Source organism: Paenibacillus sp. AN1007 (assembly GCF_040702995.1).
Lineage (GTDB): Bacteria > Bacillota > Bacilli > Paenibacillales > Paenibacillaceae > Paenibacillus.
The window spans coordinates 6,037,541-6,060,810 of record NZ_CP159992.1; the positions used below are offsets into that span (position 1 = coordinate 6,037,541).

At 49.9% G+C, this 23,270-nt stretch carries 15 protein-coding genes and 1 pseudogene; 13 read left to right on the forward strand and 3 right to left on the reverse strand.

All coding sequences use genetic code 11. The features are described 5' to 3' along the window. Positions 1–134 precede the first annotated feature (134 nt). From ABXS70_RS27095 to ABXS70_RS27105, 3 genes are all read right to left on the reverse strand, one after another. Positions 135–593: a GNAT family N-acetyltransferase gene (locus tag ABXS70_RS27095; protein WP_366292330.1), complete on the reverse strand. Its 459-nt coding sequence runs from the start codon at positions 591–593 to the stop codon at positions 135–137. Next, positions 590–1,510, reverse strand: a complete 921-nt coding sequence (locus tag ABXS70_RS27100) for a D-alanine--D-alanine ligase (RefSeq protein WP_366292333.1) — start codon at positions 1,508–1,510, stop codon at positions 590–592. Before ABXS70_RS27100 ends, ABXS70_RS27095 begins: the two co-directional genes overlap by 4 nt. Positions 1,511–1,740: 230 nt before the next feature. Next, a complete protein-coding gene (locus ABXS70_RS27105; RefSeq protein WP_366292336.1) occupies positions 1,741–3,192 on the reverse strand; it encodes a PLP-dependent aminotransferase family protein in 1,452 nt (483 codons plus the stop codon). 688 nt (positions 3,193–3,880) lie between these two features. Between ABXS70_RS27105 and ABXS70_RS27110 the strand changes: the two genes are divergently transcribed. The 13 genes and pseudogenes from ABXS70_RS27110 to ABXS70_RS27170 all read left to right on the forward strand — a co-directional run bounded on the left by ABXS70_RS27110 (position 3,881) and on the right by ABXS70_RS27170 (position 22,986). Further along, on the forward strand, positions 3,881–4,237 hold the full coding sequence (locus tag ABXS70_RS27110; protein WP_366296787.1) for a nucleotide excision repair endonuclease: 357 nt from the start codon (positions 3,881–3,883) through the stop codon (positions 4,235–4,237). Positions 4,238–4,556: 319 nt separating this feature from the next. After that, the gene (locus ABXS70_RS27115) at positions 4,557–5,303 is read left to right on the forward strand and encodes a Bax inhibitor-1/YccA family protein (protein WP_366296789.1); all 747 of its coding nucleotides are present in this window, start codon (positions 4,557–4,559) and stop codon (positions 5,301–5,303) included. 261 nt (positions 5,304–5,564) lie between these two features. Then, a complete protein-coding gene (locus ABXS70_RS27120) occupies positions 5,565–6,779 on the forward strand; it encodes an AraC family transcriptional regulator (RefSeq protein ID WP_366292339.1) in 1,215 nt (404 codons plus the stop codon). Between the two features lie 49 nt (positions 6,780–6,828). Beyond that, a complete protein-coding gene (locus ABXS70_RS27125) occupies positions 6,829–7,881 on the forward strand; it encodes an ABC transporter substrate-binding protein (protein WP_366292342.1) in 1,053 nt (350 codons plus the stop codon). 264 nt (positions 7,882–8,145) lie between these two features. Further along, positions 8,146–8,580 carry an alpha/beta hydrolase-fold protein gene (locus tag ABXS70_RS27130; protein ID WP_366292345.1) on the forward strand — a complete coding sequence of 145 codons (435 nt, stop codon included), beginning with the start codon at positions 8,146–8,148 and terminating at the stop codon, positions 8,578–8,580. After that, complete coding sequence (locus ABXS70_RS27135) at positions 8,556–9,005, forward strand: alpha/beta hydrolase-fold protein (protein WP_366292348.1); 450 nt, start codon at positions 8,556–8,558, stop codon at positions 9,003–9,005. The genes ABXS70_RS27130 and ABXS70_RS27135 overlap by 25 nt, the downstream gene beginning before the upstream one ends. Before the next feature lie 56 nt (positions 9,006–9,061). Continuing rightward, the gene (locus tag ABXS70_RS27140) at positions 9,062–9,847 is read left to right on the forward strand and encodes a 2,3-dihydro-2,3-dihydroxybenzoate dehydrogenase (RefSeq protein ID WP_366292351.1); all 786 of its coding nucleotides are present in this window, start codon (positions 9,062–9,064) and stop codon (positions 9,845–9,847) included. Positions 9,848–9,871: 24 nt separating this feature from the next. Beyond that, entirely contained in the window at positions 9,872–11,224 is a 1,353-nt protein-coding gene (gene dhbC, locus ABXS70_RS27145; RefSeq protein WP_366292354.1) for an isochorismate synthase DhbC, read from the forward strand. A gap of 3 nt (positions 11,225–11,227) precedes the next feature. Next, the gene (locus tag ABXS70_RS27150; protein WP_366292357.1) at positions 11,228–12,844 is read left to right on the forward strand and encodes a (2,3-dihydroxybenzoyl)adenylate synthase; all 1,617 of its coding nucleotides are present in this window, start codon (positions 11,228–11,230) and stop codon (positions 12,842–12,844) included. 90 nt (positions 12,845–12,934) lie between these two features. Further along, positions 12,935–14,006 (forward strand): annotated as a pseudogene (locus tag ABXS70_RS27155) (isochorismatase family protein). A 14-nt stretch (positions 14,007–14,020) separates the two neighbouring features. Further along, positions 14,021–21,259, forward strand: coding sequence for an amino acid adenylation domain-containing protein (locus tag ABXS70_RS27160; protein WP_366292360.1), 7,239 nt, complete (start codon positions 14,021–14,023; stop codon positions 21,257–21,259). Positions 21,260–21,271: 12 nt separating this feature from the next. Beyond that, on the forward strand, positions 21,272–21,508 hold the full coding sequence (locus tag ABXS70_RS27165) for an MbtH family protein (RefSeq protein ID WP_366292363.1): 237 nt from the start codon (positions 21,272–21,274) through the stop codon (positions 21,506–21,508). Continuing rightward, positions 21,505–22,986, forward strand: coding sequence for an MDR family MFS transporter (locus ABXS70_RS27170; protein WP_366292366.1), 1,482 nt, complete (start codon positions 21,505–21,507; stop codon positions 22,984–22,986). Before ABXS70_RS27165 ends, ABXS70_RS27170 begins: the two co-directional genes overlap by 4 nt. Positions 22,987–23,270 lie beyond the last annotated feature (284 nt).

Below are 23,270 nucleotides of genomic sequence, written 5' to 3' on the forward strand. Positions count from 1 at the left end.
TTTCAACGTTAACACCTTCTTCCTCAGTGTTATTTGCAATATAACGTAAACATGCCCTCTCAAGCTGAACAAGAGCTTGGGAGGGTATGTTTTGTTGTTTTTTTCATTCGAAGGCCGGCTTAATATCCCGACGTTCAGTTGTGCTGCAGCAGCATTGTTTTTTTGCTAAAACCGGTACTGCCGGGGGTATAGCCCATTTCCCGATAAAATTCATGCGCTGCTTCACGATTGGCACGGTTGCCGCTGTTCAGCGATATGGAGTCCACCTGATGTGCAGCTGCCCACTGCTCAGCAGCCAGAAGCAGCTGGCGGCCAATACCGGAGCCGCGGTGATGCTCGTGAACAACCAATGCCATAATGCGGCAGTGTCTTCCGTTCTTTTCGTACATATAAGACGTCTGCATCCCAATCAGTCCCACCACGCGCCCGCGTATCTCGGCCACCAATGTGGTAAAGTTGGCATCCGCAGCAATGTGCGTATATCTCTCCTGCATTTCTGCAAAGGTTGTAGGATATCCAAGCTGATCCATGAGGATCACCATATCCTGCAGATCCTGATCCGTGCTGTGCCGGATATTCACATCCAGACTCATGCGCGGGACACCTCCCCTGCGCGTTCCTTCAGAGACAGATCGATGATCGTATCGAGCAGTTCGGCAAAAGAAATACCGGCTGCAGCTGCACTTTTGGGCAGCAGGCTGTTCCGGGTCAGCCCCGGCAGCGTGTTGACCTCAAGTACGTATGGTACGCCTTCGCGTATCAGCATATCTACCCGGGCATATACGCTGCATTTGAGCACGCGGTAACAAGTTAGCGCAGCTGCTTCAACACGCTGGTGCAGCTCAGAAGGCAGCTGCACCACCTGCTCATCTGCACCGTCATCATTATATTTGGCGGTATAGTCAAAAAAGGCAGCATTCGCACGAATGGAGATCACCGGCAGCATTTTGCCATCCACTATGGCACATGTAATTTCTTCACCCTCAATGTACTGCTCGATCATTACACTGTCATCCCAGGCTAGAGCGGCCTCCACCGCTGCAGACAGGTTAGACGGTTCATGTACAATCTGAGTTCCAATGCTGGATCCACCGGAATTTGGCTTCACTACAACAGGGTACGTCAAATGTTGGACCGCTGCCGATGACAAATCCTGCATACGGCTGACTTGAAGCCAATCACCAGTGAGTACTCCCGCCTGCCGCATAAGCTGTTTGGACATGTCTTTATCCATGCACACGCTGCTTGCGAGTACGCCGCATCCGGTGTAGGGAATACCGAGGGATTCAAGTGTACCCTGCACGGTACCATCTTCTCCATATTTACCATGGAGAGCGAGCAGGGCAGCATCGATTCCAGCAGATTTCTCGATCAGATCCCTTTTGGAATTCAGCTCAATTGGTACAACCTCATATTTACTTCTGTCCAGATTCGCAATCATCTCCTGTCCGGTGAGCAGGGAAATATCCCGCTCTGAAGATGTACCGCCCATAATAACGCCGATTTTCATGTAAAAATCCTCCCTGTTTCTGTACAAGTTGAACCAAAGGTTTTACACTATCCACTCCGACGACAGAATAACCTTCCCATCGCTGTTATCCCCAGATTTTTTGGGTTCCCCTTTCCAAAGGGGAACATCTGGTGATAAAGGTGACCGCTTCGCTTTTTCAGGTTTTTTCTGTCCTCTCCGTTAATGTGTAAAAAATAGTTCATCTTATATCGTACTTTTATTAAATTACCTTACATCATAGTGGCAGCAGTCTCCCCGATGATGCGAATCCCTTTGCGGATATTCTCGTCACTGACTCTGGAGAAACCGAGACGCATCGTGTGAAGTCCCTGGCCTGGTTCCAGATAAAAGGTATCCCCAGGAGTAAAGGTGACTCCTTTTACCTTGCAGGCAGTAAGCAGCTCTCTCGTTCTTACCTCTGGCGGAAACTGTACGAACAGATGCAGGCCGCCTGCACCGGATATTTGACACCTCGGCAGATACTGCTTCAGGCAGTGGACAACGAGTTCGTATTTTCGCTTGTACTCTGTACGGGCCCGTTTCAGATATTTTTCAAAATTACCGTTACTCAAATATTGATAGAGCAGTGACTGATCCAGTGTAGACGTATGAATGCTGCGGGCCCGCTTCATGCTCTCCAGGTAATCAATCAACGCTGCATCCGCAATGATCCATCCTACTCGCAGGCCAGGGAATAGTACCTTGGAGAAACTCCCCAGATAGATCAGGCTGTTACCGCTGCCCATGCTGGCGATCAAGGGTGAGACATGGGAACCGGAGTAACGAAGCTCTTCGTTGAAGCCGTCCTCGATGATTGGAACCTGATACTCATTCATTAAACGAATAATTTCAGTCCGTTTAGCAGGAGAAGTCACGATTCCGGTAGGATTGTGGTAAGAGGGCACAAGATAGGCCAGATCATACGCACTGTCTGCCAGTTCATGCTCCAGCTGCTTCAAGTCGAGGCCGTCGGATTCCATGGAAATACCGGTGAGCTGGAACTGATGCAGTTTAAGGTTTTTGATCGCTGTATGATGCGTAGGATTCTCACAGAGGGCTCTGCCGCTTTTTTTGCGCAGTGCCCCGAGCACCAGGTCGAAGCCCTCTGTAAATCCGTTTGTAATAAGGATATCCTTACCTGCAAGGTCTACTCCTTTATTCTCCATGTAGCGAAGTAAATAGTTCATAAGCGGTTTGTACCCTTGTGCGTAGCCGTAATTGAGCAGAACCTCTCCTTCAAGCGACATCCGATCCAGGAACGCCCGCTTCACATTGTGCAGATCAAACAGCTTCTCATCCGGCGCAATGCTGGTAAATGAAATCTCCCCGCGCTCTGCTCCCGAGCCGTGTTTCATGAGATCGTACTGCTCTGCCTGAACCGCATACTCGCTGACTTCTGCTCTCCAGTCTAACTGCCAGTGTGCTTCGGCTTTCGGGGTTTGGATGAGCGTGCTGACGTAATTACCCTTACCTTTGAGCGCATAGATCAGCCCTTCGTCTTCGAGCTCCGCATAAGCGAGCAAAATCGTGCTTCGGCTTACTTTCATCAGCGTGCCAAGCTCACGGGTTGAAGGCAGCTTCTGATTAGGCTGCAGGCCGCCTTTTAACATTAATCGCTTTAAATAATCTTTGACTTGTATATATACAGGGCGGTCCTCCGTCAATTGCAGATCGGAATACATCCCATCACTCCCTCTACTGGTATCTTGCCATATTATAAACCCGGCAGAAAGAACCACGATACCTCTGTTTCGCCGCCAGGGTGGACTGTGTTGTGTGCACAAACGGGAAAAAGCCCTGGCTCATATGCCGGGCTGAAGGTGAAATCTGTTCATTTCTAAAGTATAATGCGATTCTGTCTAACTACAGCTGTATACTCTGACTAGTCTCTACAAATTCTCTGTCTGTATCCTTCTAAGTGGAGCTTCTTGCTATCTTTTATGATATCTAGATCATTTCTAATTGCTGGATGGTAAACTTGATGCTGTGATAAATTAAATCTGTTAATGGCTACTTTTTGCCACTAAATGCTTGCTGCAATAAGGTAAGGTCGATTAGCTGGTAAATCTATAAAGCTAGATTGAACTAACTGTACTCTTCTTGTGTGCACGTCACCGAATTCAGTATGAAAAAGATTAAAACCTTAAGGCCCTTTTAGACGAACGTGGATAAAAAGACATGTGTCTTAGTGCCCAATTTCTTCCTCATACCCTTATAGTACCACTTTGAATCAGGGAAGTTAACCTTTTTTTTGAAATATTTGTCGCAATAGCGAATATTCCGTGAATTATACTTCATTTAGATTGAAATGGTGTCGGTTTATAATCTGTGTTAGGATATAAATCTATAGATTATGAGGAAGTGAAAATGATGATTCAGATTACTGTTCCAACACCGGATGTGACCATTACCAAGCAGGAGAATCCACAGTTAAGCCACATCTACGGATTTACAGATTTTCATCTGATTACGCGTGAGCTGGGCGGGATTTTTATGTTTTATAATGCCGCAGGCGAGTTGTTATTTGTCGGGAAAGCACGAAAACTAAGACCGCGAATCAAGAAGCATTTTGAAGATACCGTATCCCCTATCAAGAACCATCGTGAAGAAGTCACGACGATTGAAGTATGTCTAGTCGAAGATCCGATGGAGCGTGAAATTTACGAAACGTATATTATCAATACGATGCGGGCGAAGTATAATGTAGACAAGGTGCTGTATAAGTAATTAGGGCAGGTAAGCAGTAAAATAGCGAGATACTAGTAAGTAGGGAATGGATGAAGCAGGTGCGTAAGTGTGTACGTTAGATACTTGTTTATGCGCTGTTATGCGCATATTTTTAGATGGAGTACATGGCATGCTTCATACATTGCAGTGATATGAAAAGAATTAAGAATGGTTAGGACATATGTCCTAACAGTATATACTGGCGGGCGGGGTGTGATCTGTGGATCGCATCCGGTTTCGTTTCCAATTTGTACAGCAAGAGCAGTAATCCATATGAGGTTTCACAGATTTACCAAATACATAAGAAGAGGTGATTGTGTTGATCGGTCGTAGCGGTAACCCTACACTTAAAGACAGCACGTTTGAAAACAGAGGGTATGGAGAAGAGCGATACCAGAATTACATGACCATTAATGGTACGGTGAACAAAGCATTCATCACACTGGTTATTCTGCTGGGCAGTGCATTTGCAGCATGGATGATGTTCTTTAAAGGACAAGAGGTTATGCCGCTTGCCTATGGTGGATTAATTGTAGGATTCATTTTGGCAGTGATCATTTCGTTTAAACCGGTAGTATCTCCTTACCTCGTACCGGTCTATGCTGTTGCAGAAGGTTTGTTTCTAGGTGCACTCTCGGCAAATTATGAGTCACTGTATAACGGGATTACGCTGCAGGCTGCACTGCTGACGATGGCTGTGTTTGTGGCTCTGTTAACGGCTTATAAAACGAAATTAATCAAAGCAACAGAGAATTTCAAGCTGGGTGTGGTGGCTGCAACCGGCGGTATTATGATTATGTATCTGCTTAGCTTTGTGCTTGGACTCTTCGGTATTACGATTCCGTATCTGCATGAGAATAGTTTGATCGGTATCGGTATTTCTGTTGTCATTGTTATCATTGCTGCTCTGAATCTGGTACTGGATTTTGACTTCATCGAAGGCGGTGCAGAACAAGGTGCACCCAAATACATGGAATGGTACGGTGCATTTGGGCTGATGGTAACACTGGTATGGCTGTACCTTGAGATTCTTCGCCTGCTCAGCAAACTGCGGAGCCGGGATTAGCACTGTCCATTAAAATAGTTCAAAAAGGTTGTCTCAAAAAGCCAATGCGCGTGAACTCTCGTCGTTGGCTTTTTTACGTATCCTATATGTTTTATGACGTCGACGGTTGTGTATGTTTTGCCATATATCATTGACGGTAAGAAAATAATTGTGGTACCTTATTGATAATGATTATCAATATCGTTTGAGTTATTTTAATATGTCTGCATATTATTTAGCTATGTATCAATTTCATCAAACAGTTTTGAAAGGAGTGGCCTCATGTTACTGGAAAATGATTCGCAGTTTACTGCGCACTTGCCTGTTACCGGCCGCAGTCCCAAGACGAATCTCGCCAATGTTAAACTATACATGGACAAACACTACGACCAGCCGCTATCCATTGCAGAGCTCGCATCGGAGGCAGGCATCAGCCCGAAATATTTCGTGGATTTGTTCAAGAAAACATATGGACAGAGCGCAATGGAGTACCTTACTGATATTCGCATTAACCGTGCCAAGCGATATCTGAAGGAGTCGAACCACAAACTTCGCGATATAGCCCTGAAAGTCGGGTATAGTGACGAGTACTATTTTAGTCGCAAATTTAAAAAGGAGGTAGGCGTATCTCCATCGGATTATGCAAAAAACGCGAGAAAACGGATTGCTACTTGCTCTTCCAGTATGATTGGACAGCTTCTGGCCCTCAATGTCATCCCCGTGGCTGCGCCGATTGACCCCAAATGGACTGCGTATTATTATAATACACTCCGTACAGAGATTCAGTCTCACCTGAAATTGACTGATCCATATACAAGTTGGCGGTTTGAGGCCAATGTGGAAAGACTGGTTCATATTCGTCCTGATGCCATCGTAGGTACAGATCAGATTAGTGAACAGGATCAGGCTCGATTGGCTGATATCGCTCCTTGTTGTTTTGTCCCTAAACACGCTTCGGATTGGCGAACACAGCTGCGCATGATCGGGTCATTTCTGGAGAGGGAGGAACAGGCGGAGCAATGGCTTCGGCTGTATAACCAGCGAGCAGAGAATGCGCGCGAATCGGTACAGAAGAAAGTGGGCCCGGAGAAAGTGATCGTCGTGCGGATATACAGGCAGAATTTGTACCTCTACAGCAATCCGGGTATTGAAGAAGTGCTGTATGGAGCACTGCAATTCGATACCTTTTCTGATCTTAGTGCCAATGCTCCTTTAACGTTGGAGCAACTCGTTGACATGAACCCTGATCGAATTCTAGTCATGGTGTGCCCTGAGGCTGCTTCACGAGCATATTGGCTCAGCTTGCAGCATTCGGTTGCATGGCGTGAGCTCAACGCTGTTCGTCAATATCAGGTTCATCTGATCACAGGTGACCCCTGGTTTGATTATTCAGCTGTAGGTGTGATGCGAATGTTGGATGAAGCTTTACTGATCTTCACGGGATATTGTCCAAACATATATCTGGATAACGTCCATGGTGATTCCCGGGCGAGGTGACATATAATCCTTGTATCTAAATGAGAATGTTTATCAAGGGGGATATCACATGTTTCACGATCTCAATAGAAGCGCACAACGTTCTGTTGTTAACAAATTCCGCAGCACCCGGCTTTTAGCCCTAATCTTACTAGTGTTGATTACAGGACTGTTGTCCGCCTGTGGGGCAGCGTCCGAGAACAATACCGGAGCGGCTCAGGAGGAGCAGCCTGCAACTGAGAGTTTAACAACGGCCTCGACCGAGACGGCTGTGGAGAAGGATCAGGAACCACAAACGACGGGTGACCGAACCGTAAAAGACGACTTGGGACATGATGTGCTTGTGCCTGCGGATACAGAACGAGTATTTGCACCGTATCTGGAAGATTCCTTGTTAACTCTTGGTGTGAAGCCCGTAGCCCAGTGGGCTAGTGGTACAACAGGTCATGCTTATTTGCAGGATCAGCTCAGTGATGTGCCTACACTTGATTTCTCCAGTGGGTTGCCCTCACCAGAGGCGCTGATGAAATATAATCCGGATTTTATTATTTTGCATACGGCTCAGTATGCGGAGAATGGGGTATACGAGAGTTACTCCAAGATTGCTCCAACCTACGTATTCACGAATGCTTCGGGTGATGTAGAGAAGTCTTTGCAGGTCATCAGTGATCTGCTGGGCAAAACGGCTGAAGCCGAAAAGGCTATTGAAGCCTACCATGCGAAGGTGGAGTCAGCTAAAGCTGAACTTGCGAAAGTAGCCGAAGGCAAGAAAGCAGCCATTATTCGTTTTGCTCCGCGTGGTATCAGCATGATGGGCGGCAACTACTTTAGCGGGTATGTCGTTTACGAGCAACTGGGACTTGGTAAACCGGCATTGGTTGAGACGGAGAACAGTGCAATCGTGTCCACCGAGGTATTACCCGAAATTGATGCCGATTTTATTTTTGCCGTGGAACAAGGTGCTGGCAACATGAAGGAAATGACGGAAACGAACGTATGGAAAAGCATGCCTGCGGTGCAAGCGGGACATGTATACGCTGTTGATTCTGCTCCGTGGCTGGGTAGTGGACTGATTGCATATAGTCATGTCATTGATGATACGTTAGAGGCGTTAACACAATAATTCTGATTAGTAAAAACTCCCTATGATTACCGAGAAACGGATGTCAGTCCGTGGTTTCAGTACATACTGAGGGAGTTTTTTTGTTGGATAGCCAATACCACCATATGACACAAATATGGAAATAATCAAAATGATTTCTGGATATCGTCCATGGGACAGAAGAGTCGACTCTTTTATAATTGGTAATGAGAATCAATCTCATATGAAATATATAGTTCAGTCTTTAATTTATATAAACAGAACAACGAGGAGGACCCGTCCGTAATGATGTTTCAGCCCGATCTAACTGCTTCCGGTAGCCTTGAGCATATCGCACGCAGTAACGTTGAAATCCCGCATGCCGAACAATGGACCATGAAATCACGTACAGGGCACCATGACTATCAGATCATGGTGTTCAAGCCTGTTGAACCTCCGCCCCCGTCCGGTTACCCGGTTATCTACTTGCTCGATGCCAATTCCGTATTTGGCACGATGGTGGAAGCCGTTCGTGTGCAGGGACGCAGACCAGAGAAGACAGGGGCGATTCCGGCAATTATCGTTGGTATAGGGTATCCGATCGCTGCCCCTTTTCTCCCTATCGATACTATGACTTTACCCCAAAAACAACGAAGGAATATACCCGAAAATCCGATGGTACACCGCTACCGGAACAAGGCGGCGCTGATGAGTTCTTGCGCTTTATTGAAGAAGAGCTGAAGCCGGATATGGAGCAGCAGTTTCAGATTGATCGGGATAGGCAGGCCATCTTTGGACACTCGCTTGGCGGTTTATTCGTGATTCATGCGTTGTTCACCAGACCGGAGGCTTTTCGTTATTACATTGCGGGCAGTCCCTCGCTGCACTGGAATCAGGAGGTCATGCAGGAGGAGGAACAGGAATTCGTTGCAAGGCTGAAGCAGCATCCGGTAAACGTCAGGGTGTGGATTGGTATGGGCGAGCACGAGAAGACACATCCGGCCCGTAACAATGACAAGGCATCCGGTCTTACAGAACGCTTATCTGCGTTGAAGCAGCCAGGGCTAGATATCGCATACACCGAGTTTGAAGAAGAGAATCATGTTTCAGTACTGCCTTTTCTAATTAGTCGCACGATGCGTTTTGCCTGTAGTCCGGAGTCCTAGAAGGTAAGAAGTGAAGGGAATCATAGCAGACAGTCGTTACAAGGGAGGTGCATGAGGTGAGCTACACAGGAATCGATGGAAACGTGGCCGTAGTCACCGGTGCTGCACAAGGGATCGGTGAGGCGGTGGCACGATTGCTTGCACAGCATGGCGCTATCGTTGCTCTGGTGGATCAACAGGAAGCTGCGCTGAGTCAACTGGTTAGTGATTTGCGCAGTCAGGGCCATCAGGCCATAGCCTGCGTTGCTGATGTATCGGATCGTCAAGCTATTGAAGATACAGTCCAACGAATTGAAGAGAACGTAGGTCCCATTGGCATTTTAGTGAATACTGCGGGTGTGCTGCACACCGGAGCCGTGAGTGAGTTGACGGATGAGGAATGGACGAGGACGTTTGATGTGAATACGCATGGTGTATTTTACATATCGCGTGCGGTAGTGAGGAATATGTCTAAACGTCAAACGGGAACGGTGGTTACCGTAGGTTCGAATGCGTCGAGTGTTCCGCGAATGCATATGTCGGCATACGCTGCCTCCAAAGCTGCTTCGACCATGTTCACCAAAAGTCTGGCCCTGGAATATGCAGGTCAGAACATTCGCTGCAACATTGTCTCTCCAGGTTCAACGGATACACCCATGCAAAGAGCCCTGTGGCAGGAGGATCATGGAGCGGAGGCAGTGATTGCGGGTTCGCTGCAAACCTTTCGTCTGGGCATTCCGCTGAACAGAATGGCATTGCCATCGGATATTGCGGATGCCGTTATTTTCCTGATATCGGATCAAGCCAGACATATTACGATGCATAATCTGTGTGTGGACGGAGGCGCCACACTCGGTGTCTGAATCAAGATAAGGAGATGATGAGTCATGTCAAACGCGGGTTCGGTTATAGCAGCAACTTCTGCCATAGACCTTCTGGAGCAATATCGGGAGGGGACGTCCTTTTTTTGGTCTTCACCACAGCATACCTTGCTTGCACAAGGAGAACAAATTCGTTGGTTTGCGAAGGAAACTGCTGAAGCACTTCAATCCACTGTGAATAAATCTGTCAATGGTAAGAGTATAGAGCAAAAATATAAAGAAGAGTGTGGATTGTTCATTGAACGGATTCAACAGCTCATGGAGCAGGCCAAGCAATCGGGTCAATCGAACCCGCTTGTGGTGGGGGCAGTTCCCTTTGATCCAATCCATTCCACTGCTGAGCTATATGTGCCAGAGACGGTACAGTGGGCTGAACCTCTGCCCTCGGAGCCACGGACATTTATCCCCAAACTTCCGGCTGCGGCAGGGTGTGAGGTTACTGAGGTTCCTGCGGGTACAGTGTACGAGCAAAGTGTGAACAACGTATTGGTTGATCTGAACGAGGGCGATCTGCACAAAGTCGTGTTATCCCGTACGCTGGAGGTAACTTCGCAGACGGTTGTAAACACGCACCAGTTGCTGCTTAACTTGTTCAAGGACAATACGCACGGTTATACATTTGCTGTTCCAATGAGGGACATAGTTCAAGTTGAAAATCATGTAACAACGTACAAACAATCCAATAAAACATCCACTCCGGTTGAAAATAAACCCAGTCGCACCTTCATTGGAGCAAGCCCTGAACTGTTAGTAACTCGCCGTGGCTCCAGCGTAAGAGTCAACCCGCTGGCAGGTTCGGCCGCCCGCAGTGAAGACCCGGCGGAAGATCGTCGCCGAGCAGAAGCGCTGCTGGCTTCAGCCAAGGATCGGCATGAGCATGCCTTGGTCATTGAGGCGGTAGTGACGGCACTTAGTCCTCTATGCAAACATTTATCCGTTCCCGCAGAGCCTACTCTGATCCAAACGTGCACAATGTGGCATCTATCCACGGAAATACACGGGGAACTAGTGGACCCTTCCACAACATCAATGGAGTTGGCATTGGCACTGCACCCGACACCCGCTATTTGTGGAACGCCTGTACAGGTTGCTCGGGAAGTCATTCAAGAACAAGAGCCGTTCGACAGGGGATTGTTTACAGGAATGGTGGGCTGGTGTGACAGTAAGGGGGATGGCGAGTGGGCCGTAACCATTCGATGTGCCGAGGTGCAAGATAGAACGGTGAAGTTGTTTGCTGGAGCGGGTATTGTAGCCGGATCTACGGCAGAAGCAGAGCTGGCAGAGACGGATGCCAAGTTCAGAACGATGCTGCTCGCGATGGGTTTGGATTCAACGGTGTCCAATCGGAAGGAGGACTGAGCCATGCTGTCAGGATATCAGGCTTGGCCTGATGAATATGCGGAGCTTTATCGGAAGGCGGGTTGCTGGGAAGGGATTACGTTTGGGGAAATGCTTCGCCAGCGTGCGGATTTATATGGCAATCGGGTAGCCGTTATTAGCGGTAAGCACCAGCTCACGTATACGGAATTGAATGATCGGGTGACTCGATTAGCCTCCGGTTTGTATGGCAGGGGAATACGGAAGCATGACCGGGTCATTGTTCAATTGCCAAATGTTACGGCGTTTCTTGAGGTATGTTTTGCTTTATTTCATATCGGTGCATTGCCTGTATTTGCACTTCCCTTGCATCGAAAGAGCGAAATCACATATTTCGCCCGTTTCTCCGAGGCTGTGGCCTATATCATCCCGGATTATGATGGAGGATTTGACTATCGCACATTGGCGGAGGAGGTACAAGCTGAGGTTCCGGAGCTTCGGCATATTTTCGTCGCAGGCGAGGCTGGATCTTTTACCGCGTTGGAAGATGTTTACGCAGAGCCAATCCGCTTGTCGGATGTGCCAACGTCTTCAGATGTAGCTTTCTTGCAGTTATCGGGCGGAAGCACCGGATTGCCTAAAATGATCCCCCGTACGCATGATGACTACATCTACAGCTTGCGGAAGAGTGTCGAGGTATGTGGCCTCCATCCAGACAGCGTCTATCTGGCAGTTCTGCCTGCAGCTCATAACTATCCAATGAGCTCACCCGGCATTCTGGGCACGTTGTACGCCGGCGGGACGATTGTCCTGTCACGGGGATCAAGCCCGGATGAAGCCTTTCCGTTGATTATACGCCATCAGGTAACCATTACAGCGCTGGTGCCGCCGCTGGCTCTTGTCTGGCTGAATGCAGCAGCAGCTCGGGGAATCAGGCTTCCGTCGCTTCAGGTGCTTCAGGTCGGAGGAGCCAAATTTAGTGCAGAGGCGGCGGCACGTGTCAAACCGGTTTTTGGTTGTACATTGCAGCAGGTGTTTGGCATGGCTGAAGGGCTGGTGAACTACACACGCCTGGATGATTCCGAGTATGTAATCACCCATACACAAGGGAGACCGATGTCTCCATATGATGAGGTGAGGATTGTGGATGACGAGGATGTTGAGGTGGAGCAGGGACAAGCCGGGCACCTGCTGACACGCGGCCCATATACCATCCGTGGGTATTACAAGGCGGAGGAGCATAACGCCAGATCGTTTACGACGGATGGCTTCTATCGTACAGGAGATATTGCGAGCTTGACGGCTGATGGATATCTCGTAGTTGAAGGACGAGCGAAGGATCAGATTAACCGTGGAGGGGACAAAGTGGCTGCCGAAGAGGTGGAAAATCATCTATTGGCCCATCCTGGTGTGCATGATGCGGCCTTGGTATCCATGCCCGATGAATATTTGGGTGAACGATCTTGTGCTTTTATTGTGCCAAGCGGGGATACGCTGTCGGTGGCCGAGATCAAATCCTTTTTGCGAAATCGGGGCCTAGCGAGTTATAAAATCCCGGACCGATTCGAGATGGTGGACGTTTTTCCGAAGACCCAAGTGGGCAAGGTTAGCAAAAAAGCACTAAGGGAGATGTTGACTGCCAAGCAAGCTGCATCCAATTAGAAAATTTCGATCGCGATGACGTTGTACTTTATCCGTTAACTGATATGGCTGGACTTGTTCTGATAAATAAAGCTGAAAAGAGGGATATTCATGGCACTTCCAGTGATTCAACCATATACAATGCCTGTAGCGTCTGAGCTCCCGGTCAACAAGGTTGCTTGGACACCGGATGCGAAGCGTGCAGTACTTTTGATCCACGATATGCAGAACTATTTCATGAATGCATTTACGCCGGGAGCCTCTCCGGCAGTGGAGCTGATCGATCATATTACAGAGCTTCGTTCAACGTGTCACAAGCTTGGCATTCCTGTAGTCTACTCGGCTCAACCTGGCGGGCAGACACCGGAGGAACGCGGGCTCGGAGCTGGACTTCTGGGGTGCGGGAATCGATGGCGGAGCAGTACAGAAAGAAATTGTAGAATCGCTTGCCCCCGCTCCGCAGGACACTTTTATGACGAAATGGCGATACAGCGCCTTTCAGAAGACGGAACTGCTTGAGCTCATGCAGAAGCAGGGGCGGGATCAATTGATTGTCTGCGGCATATATGCACATATCGGATGCCTGATGACGTCCTGTGAAGCATTTATGCGTGACATTCAGGCGTTTCTGGTTGCCGATGCGGTTGCTGATTTTTCGTTGGAAAAACATCGAATGGCGCTGACGTATGCGGCAGAGCGTTGTGCGGTAACACTGACGACCGAACGTTCGGTTTCATTGCTAAATGCATCAGCCATAGCCCAAACTGGCAGTGCATTTACACCCGAAGCACATGATAATGTTCAAGACAAGCACAGGAAGCAATCGGGTGCAGTATCAGCTCCAGTAGCTGTAGCTGAGGTGAAACATCAAGTGACTTCTACCGCTGAGCTAGAGAATACTTTGAAAGGGCCAGAAGGCAGTGATCATGCAAGGCTGAAAGCATTACAGCTTCAGATTGCCAATCTTTTGCAAGTGCAGCCCGATTCGATTGGAATGCATGATGATCTGGTTCACAGCTGGGGAATGGATTCCATTCGCATGATGAGTCTGGCCGAGCGTTTTCGTGCGGAAGGAGCCGAGGTTACCTTTGTCGATCTGGCGGAGAAGCCAACATTGGCAGCGTGGGTAGCAATTCTGGATAACGCCCAACCGAAAGTGCTGCTGAACGGAGACTACTTTTGAGCGGGGCGGTGCAGTTGTCGCAACGTCGGAACACAGCTTGGCCTTTGTCTTCTGCACAGTCTGGCATCTGGTATGCCCAACAGTTAAATCCGGACAATCCGATGTACAACACTGCCGAGTATGTGGTTATTGAGGGGCAGATCCATCCTGGACTTTTTGAGAAAAGTGTACGTCAGACCGTGATGGAAGCCGAATCACTCAATATGGTGTATGGCGAAAATGAGCAAGGCCCGTGGCAATCGCTGCGCGCCAACATGAATGATTGGACATTCCATGTCATGGATGTCCGTGATCAGGCTGATCCTCATGCGGCTGCGTTGGAATGGATGAAGCAGGACCTGAGACGACCTGTTAATCTGGCGATTGGTCCACTCTTCACAGAGGCTTTGTTCCGGGTGAGTGAGGAACGGTATTACTGGTACCAGCGCATCCACCATATAGCCATTGATGGGTATGGTGTATCCCTGATCACACGCAGGGTCGCCAGCTTGTACTCGGCAAACATCAAGGGAGAGGGTGGAGCACAGAATACAGCACAGGCACAAGGTACGACAGCATTTGGCCCGCTCACTTCTGTGCTCGAAGAAGATGATGCCTACTCAGGCTCTATCCATCAAGAAGAGGATCAACAGTTCTGGATTAACCGTTATGCAGATGCACCGGATGTTGTGAGTCTTAGTCATCGAGCATCGCTGACTTCAACGGGGTTCCTGCGGAAATGTGCAGTGATTACACCATCACAGCGGGAGCAGATGAAAGCAGCAGGGGAGAGGTTTGGTGCGACCTGGTCAGATATGTGTGTTGCGGCGACAGCCATCTATGTGCACCGGATGACAGGGTCAACCGATGTGATTCTGGCTTTGCCCGTCATGTGCCGTTTGGGTTCGGCGTCGCTGCGTGTCCCGGGCATGGTCATGAATGTGCTTCCACTGCGATTGACGGTACATTCGCAGATGGGGCTGTCTGACTTGATCGGCCAGGTCGTAAGTGAGATTCGGGCTGTACGTAAGCACCAGCGATACCGTCATCAGAATCTGCGGCGGGATCTCAAGCTGCTGGGAGAGAACCAGCGTCTGTATGGACCGATGATTAATGTGATGCCCTTTCATCATGCATTAAATTTCGCAGGCGCGCGTGGCATGATTCATAATCTGTCCACGGGTCCTGTGGATGATCTGTCCATTCATATCGTGGATCAAGGGCATGGCCAAGGGATGAGTATTACTTTTGACGCCAACTCTTCCATCTACACGGAATCGGAATTGCGTATGCATCAGCTTCGCTATGAACAGCTTCTGGAATCCATGATTTCAGAAGGAGATGTAGACATAGCAATTGCACAACTGGATATTCTGCTTCCTGCCGAGCGCAAGCAAGTGCTGGAAGGATGGAACCAGACACATCATGTCGTCTCCGAATGGAACTCGGCAGCGTTATTTGAACAGCAGGTTAGGCGGACCCCTCATGCCACTGCGATCACATTCGAAGGAGAGACGTTGACCTATGCAGCGTTGAATGAACGTGCGAATCAGCTGGCACATGAACTGATACAGGTCTATGAGGCAGGACCGGAGCAGGTCATTGGCATTGCGATGCCTCGTTCATTGGAAGTGGTTATTGCGATCCTGGCTGTTCATAAGACGGGGGCCGCCTATCTGCCGCTTGACCCTGATTATCCGGAAGATCGCCTGATCTACATGATCGAGGATGCCGAACCGGCTTGTGTAGTGACAGTGATGGACAACCTTGCTAACATTCCGCAGACGTCTGATATACCGATTCTCGCCATAGATCAGACAGATATTGTACAGGCACTATGCTGTCGGTCTGGAAGCAATCCGGAAGGTGATGATCTGCCGAGCAAAGCATCTCTGCTCAATCCTGCCTATCTAATCTATACTTCCGGTTCCACGGGCAAGCCCAAGGGTGTGGCTGTGACTCATCTGGGACTAGCCAATCTGCTGGAAGACATGAAGACGAGATTGCAGGTCGGTCCGCAGGACCGCTGGCTGTCGGTGACTACGATTGCTTTTGACATCTCCGTACTGGAAATCTTCCTGCCACTGACGACAGGGGCGAGACTGGATATCGCGCCAAAGGACACTATCCTTGATCCGGTCGCGCTGGCCGGGAAAATGCGAGAGCAGGAAACTACGATCATGCAGGCTACGCCGACATTATGGAAGTCTCTGGTCCTGAGTCGGCCTGGAAGGTTCGACGGGCTAACGGTAATTACGGGCGGAGAAGCTCTGACGGAGGAGTTAAAGCTGTCACTGGAAGGGCTGGGTTGCCAGGTCAATAACCAGTACGGGCCAACCGAAACGACAATCTATTCAACAGCTGCATCGTTGGGGACGGGTCAATCAGGCAAGCCGAGTATTGGTGGTCCGGTGCGTAACACGCAACTTTATGTACTTGATCAGAGCATGCAGCCTGTGCCTCCGGGTGTAGCAGGAGAATTGTATATTGCAGGAGAGGGGCTTGCGCGGGGATATTTGGGCCGACCTGACCTGACCGCAGAACGCTTTGTCGCTAACCCTCATGGACAGCCGGGGAGTCGGATGTATCGCACAGGTGATCTTGCTCGATGGTTGCCGGATGGCTCCATTGATTATTTGGGCCGGGCAGATCATCAAATTAAGATCAGAGGGTTCCGCATTGAATTGGGAGAGATAGAGTCGATCATCGCAAATTATCCAGGCGTGGCACAGGTGACGGTGATCGCACGTGAAGACCAGCCGGGGAACCAGCGGTTAGCAGCTTATATCGTGGCTGAGGCCGGAGAATGTCAGACTGAAATCAATCTGTCTGATATCAGAGCATACGTAGCGGATGTATTACCGGATTATATGGTGCCCTCTGCCTTTATGCTGCTGCCTGAGATGCCGCTGACTCCAAACAAAAAAATTGATCGGAAACAGCTTCCTGTCCCATCCATGGCATCCAATATATCCGGAAGGGAGGCTCGTACACCGCAGGAAGAGATGTTATGCGGCCTGTTTGCTGAAATTTTGGGTGTAGCCAAGGTAAGTATTGATGATGATTTCTTCGAGCTGGGTGGGCATTCCCTGCTGGCTGGTCGAATTACAGCCCGGGTAAGGGAGGTATTTGGCGCAGAGCTGAACATCGGAACAGTGTTTGAATCACCGACAGTAGCAGGACTTGCGAGGAAACTGGATCAGGCAAATTCCGTCAGACCGGTGATTCAGCCAGTTTTGCGCGAGGGGGAGCTTCCGCTTTCCTTTGCCCAGCAACGGTTATGGTTCCTCTATTGCCTGGAGGGGGCTAGTCCGACCTACAATATTCCATGGGTTGCCCGGTTGACAGGAAAGCTGAATGTGGGTGCTCTAAGAGATGCTTTGCAGGATGTTGTTGAACGTCATGAGACGTTGCGCACATTGTATCCACCAGACCTGGGTGTGGCGAGCCAGTGTATTCTTCGTGCAGCCGAGGTGAACTTGAATATGAAATTCACCCGGACTTCGGCTGAGGAGCTTCCAGCAATGCTCTCGGAAGCGTCGCGTTACAGCTTCGAGCTTAGCTCAGAGCCGGGCATACAAGCGGAATTGTTCCATTTGGATGCGGATGAACATGTGCTGCTGCTGCTTGTTCATCATATTGCAGGGGATGGCTGGTCCTTGTCACGGCTCATCCGGGATTTGTCTGAAGCGTATACGGCTCGTCTGAATGGGGCGGCACCCGATTGGGAGCCACTGCATATTCAGTATGCGGACTATGCGTTGTGGCAGCAACGGCTGCTGGGGGATGAGCAGCATAAGGACAGTCTGATCGCGAGGCAGTTTGAGTTCTGGACAGACCGACTCGCAGGCATACCGGAGCAAGTCACATTCCCGGCAGACTATGCCCGTCCAGTGGTGTCCAGCTACCGGGGGGGAGTTATACCTTTTACAGTCAGTCAAGCACTGCATGGGCAACTTATGGTTATTGCTCGGGAAAACAAGGCCAGTCTCTTCATGGTTCTTCATGCGGCGTTAACTGCATTGCTTACCGGAATGGGAGCAGGAACGGATATTACGATTGGCACGCCGATTGCCGGACGAAGTGACGATGTACTGGATGATGTTGTGGGCATGTTCATCAATACGCTGGTGCTGCGTACAGACGCTTCGGGTGACCCTACCTTCAGAGAGCTGCTTGCTCGCGTGCGCGAAGCTGACCTGGCTGCTTACGAGCATCAGGATGTACCCTTCGAACGGCTGGTAGAAGTATTGAACCCATCAAGATCTCGTGCCAAACATCCGCTCTTTCAGGTGATGCTGGTACTGCAAAATACGCCGGACATCTGTCTTGATCTGCCAGGCATTGAAGCAGATACTCATATCCGGAGTGTGGGTTCATCCAAATTTGACATGACGTTTGAACTGACAGAGAAACGGGATCAGAACGGACAACCAGCGGGAATAGATGGGCTGCTGGAGTACAGTACAGACCTCTATCGTGAATCGACTGCTGGTGAACTGGTGATTCGGCTGTTGCGGTTGCTTGAACAGGCCGTACAGCAGATGGATATCGGTATTGGCCGATTCGATCTGGTTACACCGACAGAGCATACTCAGCTTGAAAAGGAATGGACTGCTGTACCCGATCAGTCTCCACAATGGACGATAACCGAGCGTTTCGAAGTGCAGGCGGCCGCTCATGCAAGCTCGATAGCCCTCCACTGCGGAAATGACCGTATTACTTACAGGGAACTGAATGTACAGGCAAATCGACTTGCGAGACGATTGATCGCCGAGGGTGTAGGAGCGGAACAGATGGTGGCACTGGCCCTGCCCCGTTCCGTGGATATGGTCGTAGCCATTCTCGCTGTACTCAAAACAGGTGCCGCCTATCTGCCACTTGATCCGAACTATCCGGCAGACCGGTTAACACATATGCTGACGGACGCAGAGCCGAAAGTGATGATTACAAATACAGAGGTATATGCTTCACTGCCGCAGATAGATGACATTGAATGTATTAACATGGATGATCCAAATACGTTGCGGCAACTGGAATCTATGGATGAGAGGAATCCTGCAGACGATGAACGGAATGCACGGGTAACTCCGTTGAGCCCGGCATATATGATCTATACCTCGGGTTCAACTGGGAAACCGAAAGGTGTTGTGATTCCACACGCGAATGTCATCCGGTTATTGGATGCAACGCAGCACTGGTTCCATTTTAACGAGCATGATGTGTGGACGTTGTTCCATTCGTATGCTTTTGATTTCTCTGTCTGGGAGATCTGGGGGCCGCTGCTGCACGGTGGACGATTGGTTGTCGTTCCGCATGAGATTAGCCGATCGCCTGGAGCCTTTTTACAGCTGCTTGCGGAGGAACAAGTTACTGTTCTAAACCAGACACCATCTGCATTCTACCAGCTAATGCAGGCAGACAGGGAAAATCCGGCCTGGGGAGAGCAATTGGCGCTCCGCTATGTGATCTTTGGAGGGGAGGCGCTGGAGTTGGGGCGTTTGCACGACTGGTATGAACGTCATGCAGATCATGCTCCAAGGCTCATCAATATGTACGGTATTACTGAAACAACAGTTCATGTCAGTTACAAGGAGCTGCACGCAGGCAGCTCGGCAGAGGGGGCAAGCAGTTGGATCGGATGTGCTATTCCAGACCTGCGCGTTTATGTGCTGGATGATCATCTGAGGCCTGTGCCGACTGGGGTAACCGGGGAGATGTATGTGGCGGGGGCGGGTCTGGCTCGCGGGTACTGGGGAAGGCCTGATCTAACGGCCGAGCGATTCGTTGCCGATCCATATGGTCCGCCAGGCACACGAATGTACCGTACAGGAGACTTGGCAAAACGGCTGCACGATGGTTCGCTTGATTATCTGGGACGAGCGGATCAGCAGGTGAAAATCCGCGGGTTCCGTATTGAGCTCGGCGAGATTGAGGCTGTACTGGCAAGACATTCAGGTGTGGCGCAGGCCGCCGTGGTCGTTCGTGAAGACCAGCCGGGGGATAAACGCCTTGTCGCTTACGTTGTTCCAGCACCGGATGGAGAAGCCGGACTGGAGACAGCAGCACTCCGAAGGCATGCAGCAGCAAGCCTTCCTGATTACATGGTACCTTCTGCGGTTGTGGTGATGAAGGTTCTGCCGCTTACGCCAAATGGCAAGCTGGATCGTAAAGCATTACCTGCACCCGAGATACAACTGTCGGTCGATGGCCGAGCGCCACGTAACCCGCAGGAGCAAATTCTGTGTGATTTGTTTGCTGAAGTGTTAGGTTTGCGGAGTGTAAGCATAGATGACAGCTTTTTCGAATTGGGTGGCCATTCGCTGCTTGCTGTGCGCTTGATGAGTCGAATCCGTGAAGCCATGGGCATAGAGCCCGGCATAGGCATTTTGTTCGAAGCCGCGACGGTAGCTGGACTGGCCGAGCGATTGGAGATGGGAGAGTACTCCGGTGATAGCTCGTTGCAAGTGTTGTTGCCGCTTCGGACGCATGGGCAGCATCTGCCTGTATTCTGTGTTCATCCGGCAGGGGGTCTAAGTTGGTGTTATGCCGGATTAATGAAACATCTGGGCATGGAGTATCCGCTGTACGGTCTACAGGCAAGGGGCATTGCCGAGTATGAGGAACTCCCAATGACACTGGAAGAGATGACGGCAGATTATATCCATCATCTGCGTTCAGTACAGCCTGAGGGGCCATATCGTTTGCTTGGCTGGTCACTTGGGGGAAATGTTGCCCAGGCGATGGCTGTGCAGCTCCAGTCCGAAGGAGAAGAAGTAGAGTTTCTTGCCATGCTGGATGCCTATCCGAGTCATTATCTTCCCATTCGCGGAGAGCCTGATGAAGCAGAGGCATTGACGGCTCTGCTGGCACTTGGCGGCTACGATCCGGACAGCATTGGAGACGAGCCACTTAATATGGCCACAGCCATGCGAATACTTCGCAGCGAAGGCAGTGCACTGGCGAGCTTGAGCGAAGAGACGATCCGTAAGCTGCGGAGAACCTATGAAAATTCTGTTCGCATCCTGGGGGCTTATACCCCATCCCGATTCGAAGGGGATTTGATTTTCTTCCGCTCCACCATTATTCCTGACTGGTTTGATCCGATCGAACCGGAAATGTGGAATGCGTTTATTGGAGGACATCTGGAGCGTCATGATATTGCCTGTCGTCACAAAGACCTTTGTCAGCCTGGGCCATTGGAAGAAATCTGCCGTACCCTTGCCGCGAAGCTGGAGATGCTGAACAAAAAGCGTACTATTCAACATAAATAGGAGGATAAACGGATGAGCAATCCTTTTGACTATGAAGACAGCAGTTATCTGGTGTTAAAGAATAAAGAAGGGCAGTATTCGCTTTGGCCCGCACCCATTGAGGTTCCGAAAGGCTGGACCCAGATGCTGGGGAAGGCCAAGCGCCGTGTATGTCTGGATTACATTGCGGAGCAATGGACTGATATGAGACCACTTTGTCTATGTGACGAAACGGGAATACTGGAGTCATTTCATGAGACTGGCGGATGAATTTCCTGTCAGGTTCGAAGAAAATTGTAGGCACGGTCTATGTTCTCGCCATGTTTATCGTTGCAATGGATGCAACTGTACTGAATGTGGCCCTGCGAACGATCAGTGAGGAACTGGGTGTTCCTCCGGCGGCAGCAGGTACGTTAAATGTGGGGTATCTGGTCAGCCTGGCTGTATTTCTGCCTGTGGCGGGATGGCTAGGAGATCGATGGGGGACAAAACGGGTCTTCCTGTCGGCGCTGGCACTGTTTACGTTATCTTCTGCATTGTGCGCTACAGCTGATCAACTGGAGACACTGACACTTTTTCGTATTTTGCAGGGTGCGGGGGGAGGTCTGCTTACGCCTGTAGGCATGGCGATGTTATTCCGAGCCTTTCCTCCGCAGGAACGGGCCAGAGTATCTCGTATGCTGGTGCTGCCCATTGCCCTTGCTCCTGCGCTTGGGCCGATTGTGAGCGGATTAATTGTGGATCAGCTATCGTGGCGCTGGATTTTCTATGTTAATCTGCCTGTAGGTATTCCAGCCGTGATCTTTGGCGTGCTGTACCTGAAGGAGCATAGAGAACAGGGAGCTGGTCAACTGGACCTGCCGGGATGGTTGTTATCTGCGCCGGGACTCGCACTGACGATGTATGCGCTAAGTCAGGGACCGCTCCGGGGATGGACATCCCCACTTATTATGGGGGCGGGTCTTACAGGAATGCTGCTTCTTACACTGCTCGTTAGGGTGGAGCTGCGCGCGAAACAGCCGTTGCTTGATCTGCATCTGCTGCAGCAACGACTTTTTCGCTACACAGGTCTGGTATCTGTATGTGGGGCGGCAGGGTTGCTGGGCATGTTATATGTGTTTCCGTTGATGTATCAACATGTGTTGCAAGCCTCTGCACTGGAAACAGGGCTAACCACATTTCCGGAAGCGATCGGATTAATGATCGCTTCACAGCTTGTTCCATGGACCTACCCACGTTTGGGCCCACGCAAGCTCATATCGATGGGATTGATCTGTACGGCGATCATTTTTATTACCCTTAGTCAGATTACAGTGGATACGAATCCATGGTTCATCCGGTTCTTATTATTCGGAGTGGGCATTTTCCTGGGACAGACGGTAGGGGCGGTACAGATTGCGGCCTTCGCTCAGATTCCTCCTGCTGCTATGGGACGGGCTTCGACCTGGTTCACGGTGCAAAATCGTCTGGGTTCCGCAATCGGCATGGCCATACTCTCTGCTGTTTTGGCGGTTGCAGGTACAACCACGGTGACTGCGACAGGTACACTGGAGCCGAATATGATAGCATACCGTCTGGCTTTGCTAGGAGCAGCTGCATTTCTGTTCATCGGGCTGTGGTTCGCTCTGATGATTCGCGATGCGGACGCAGCGGCTACGATTCGGAAGAAACCGATTGGAGGGACAACGCCTATGGCGAAGAGTTCCTCTGCATTAGGATCAGGATCAGTCGCAAAGCAACAAGATTGATGTAAACTCGTAAATGCAGCAGCAACAGCTAAATTAAATCAATCATGCAGACAATCAGGTTTCACAGACAAAGGAGCGGATCACCGGGAAGGTCTATCACCGGATTAAACTGTACCCCTTGTAAAGGATAATTTAAAAAAGGTTAGGCGATTTCAAGCTGCTGTCTGTATCGTACAGGCGGCAGCTTGTTTAAGTTCCATTGACCTCGATAATGATTGTAATAACTCTTGAGTCGTAAAGTGTTTTTTGGACATTCGCTTGACCGCTAGTTTTTATTCAATGTA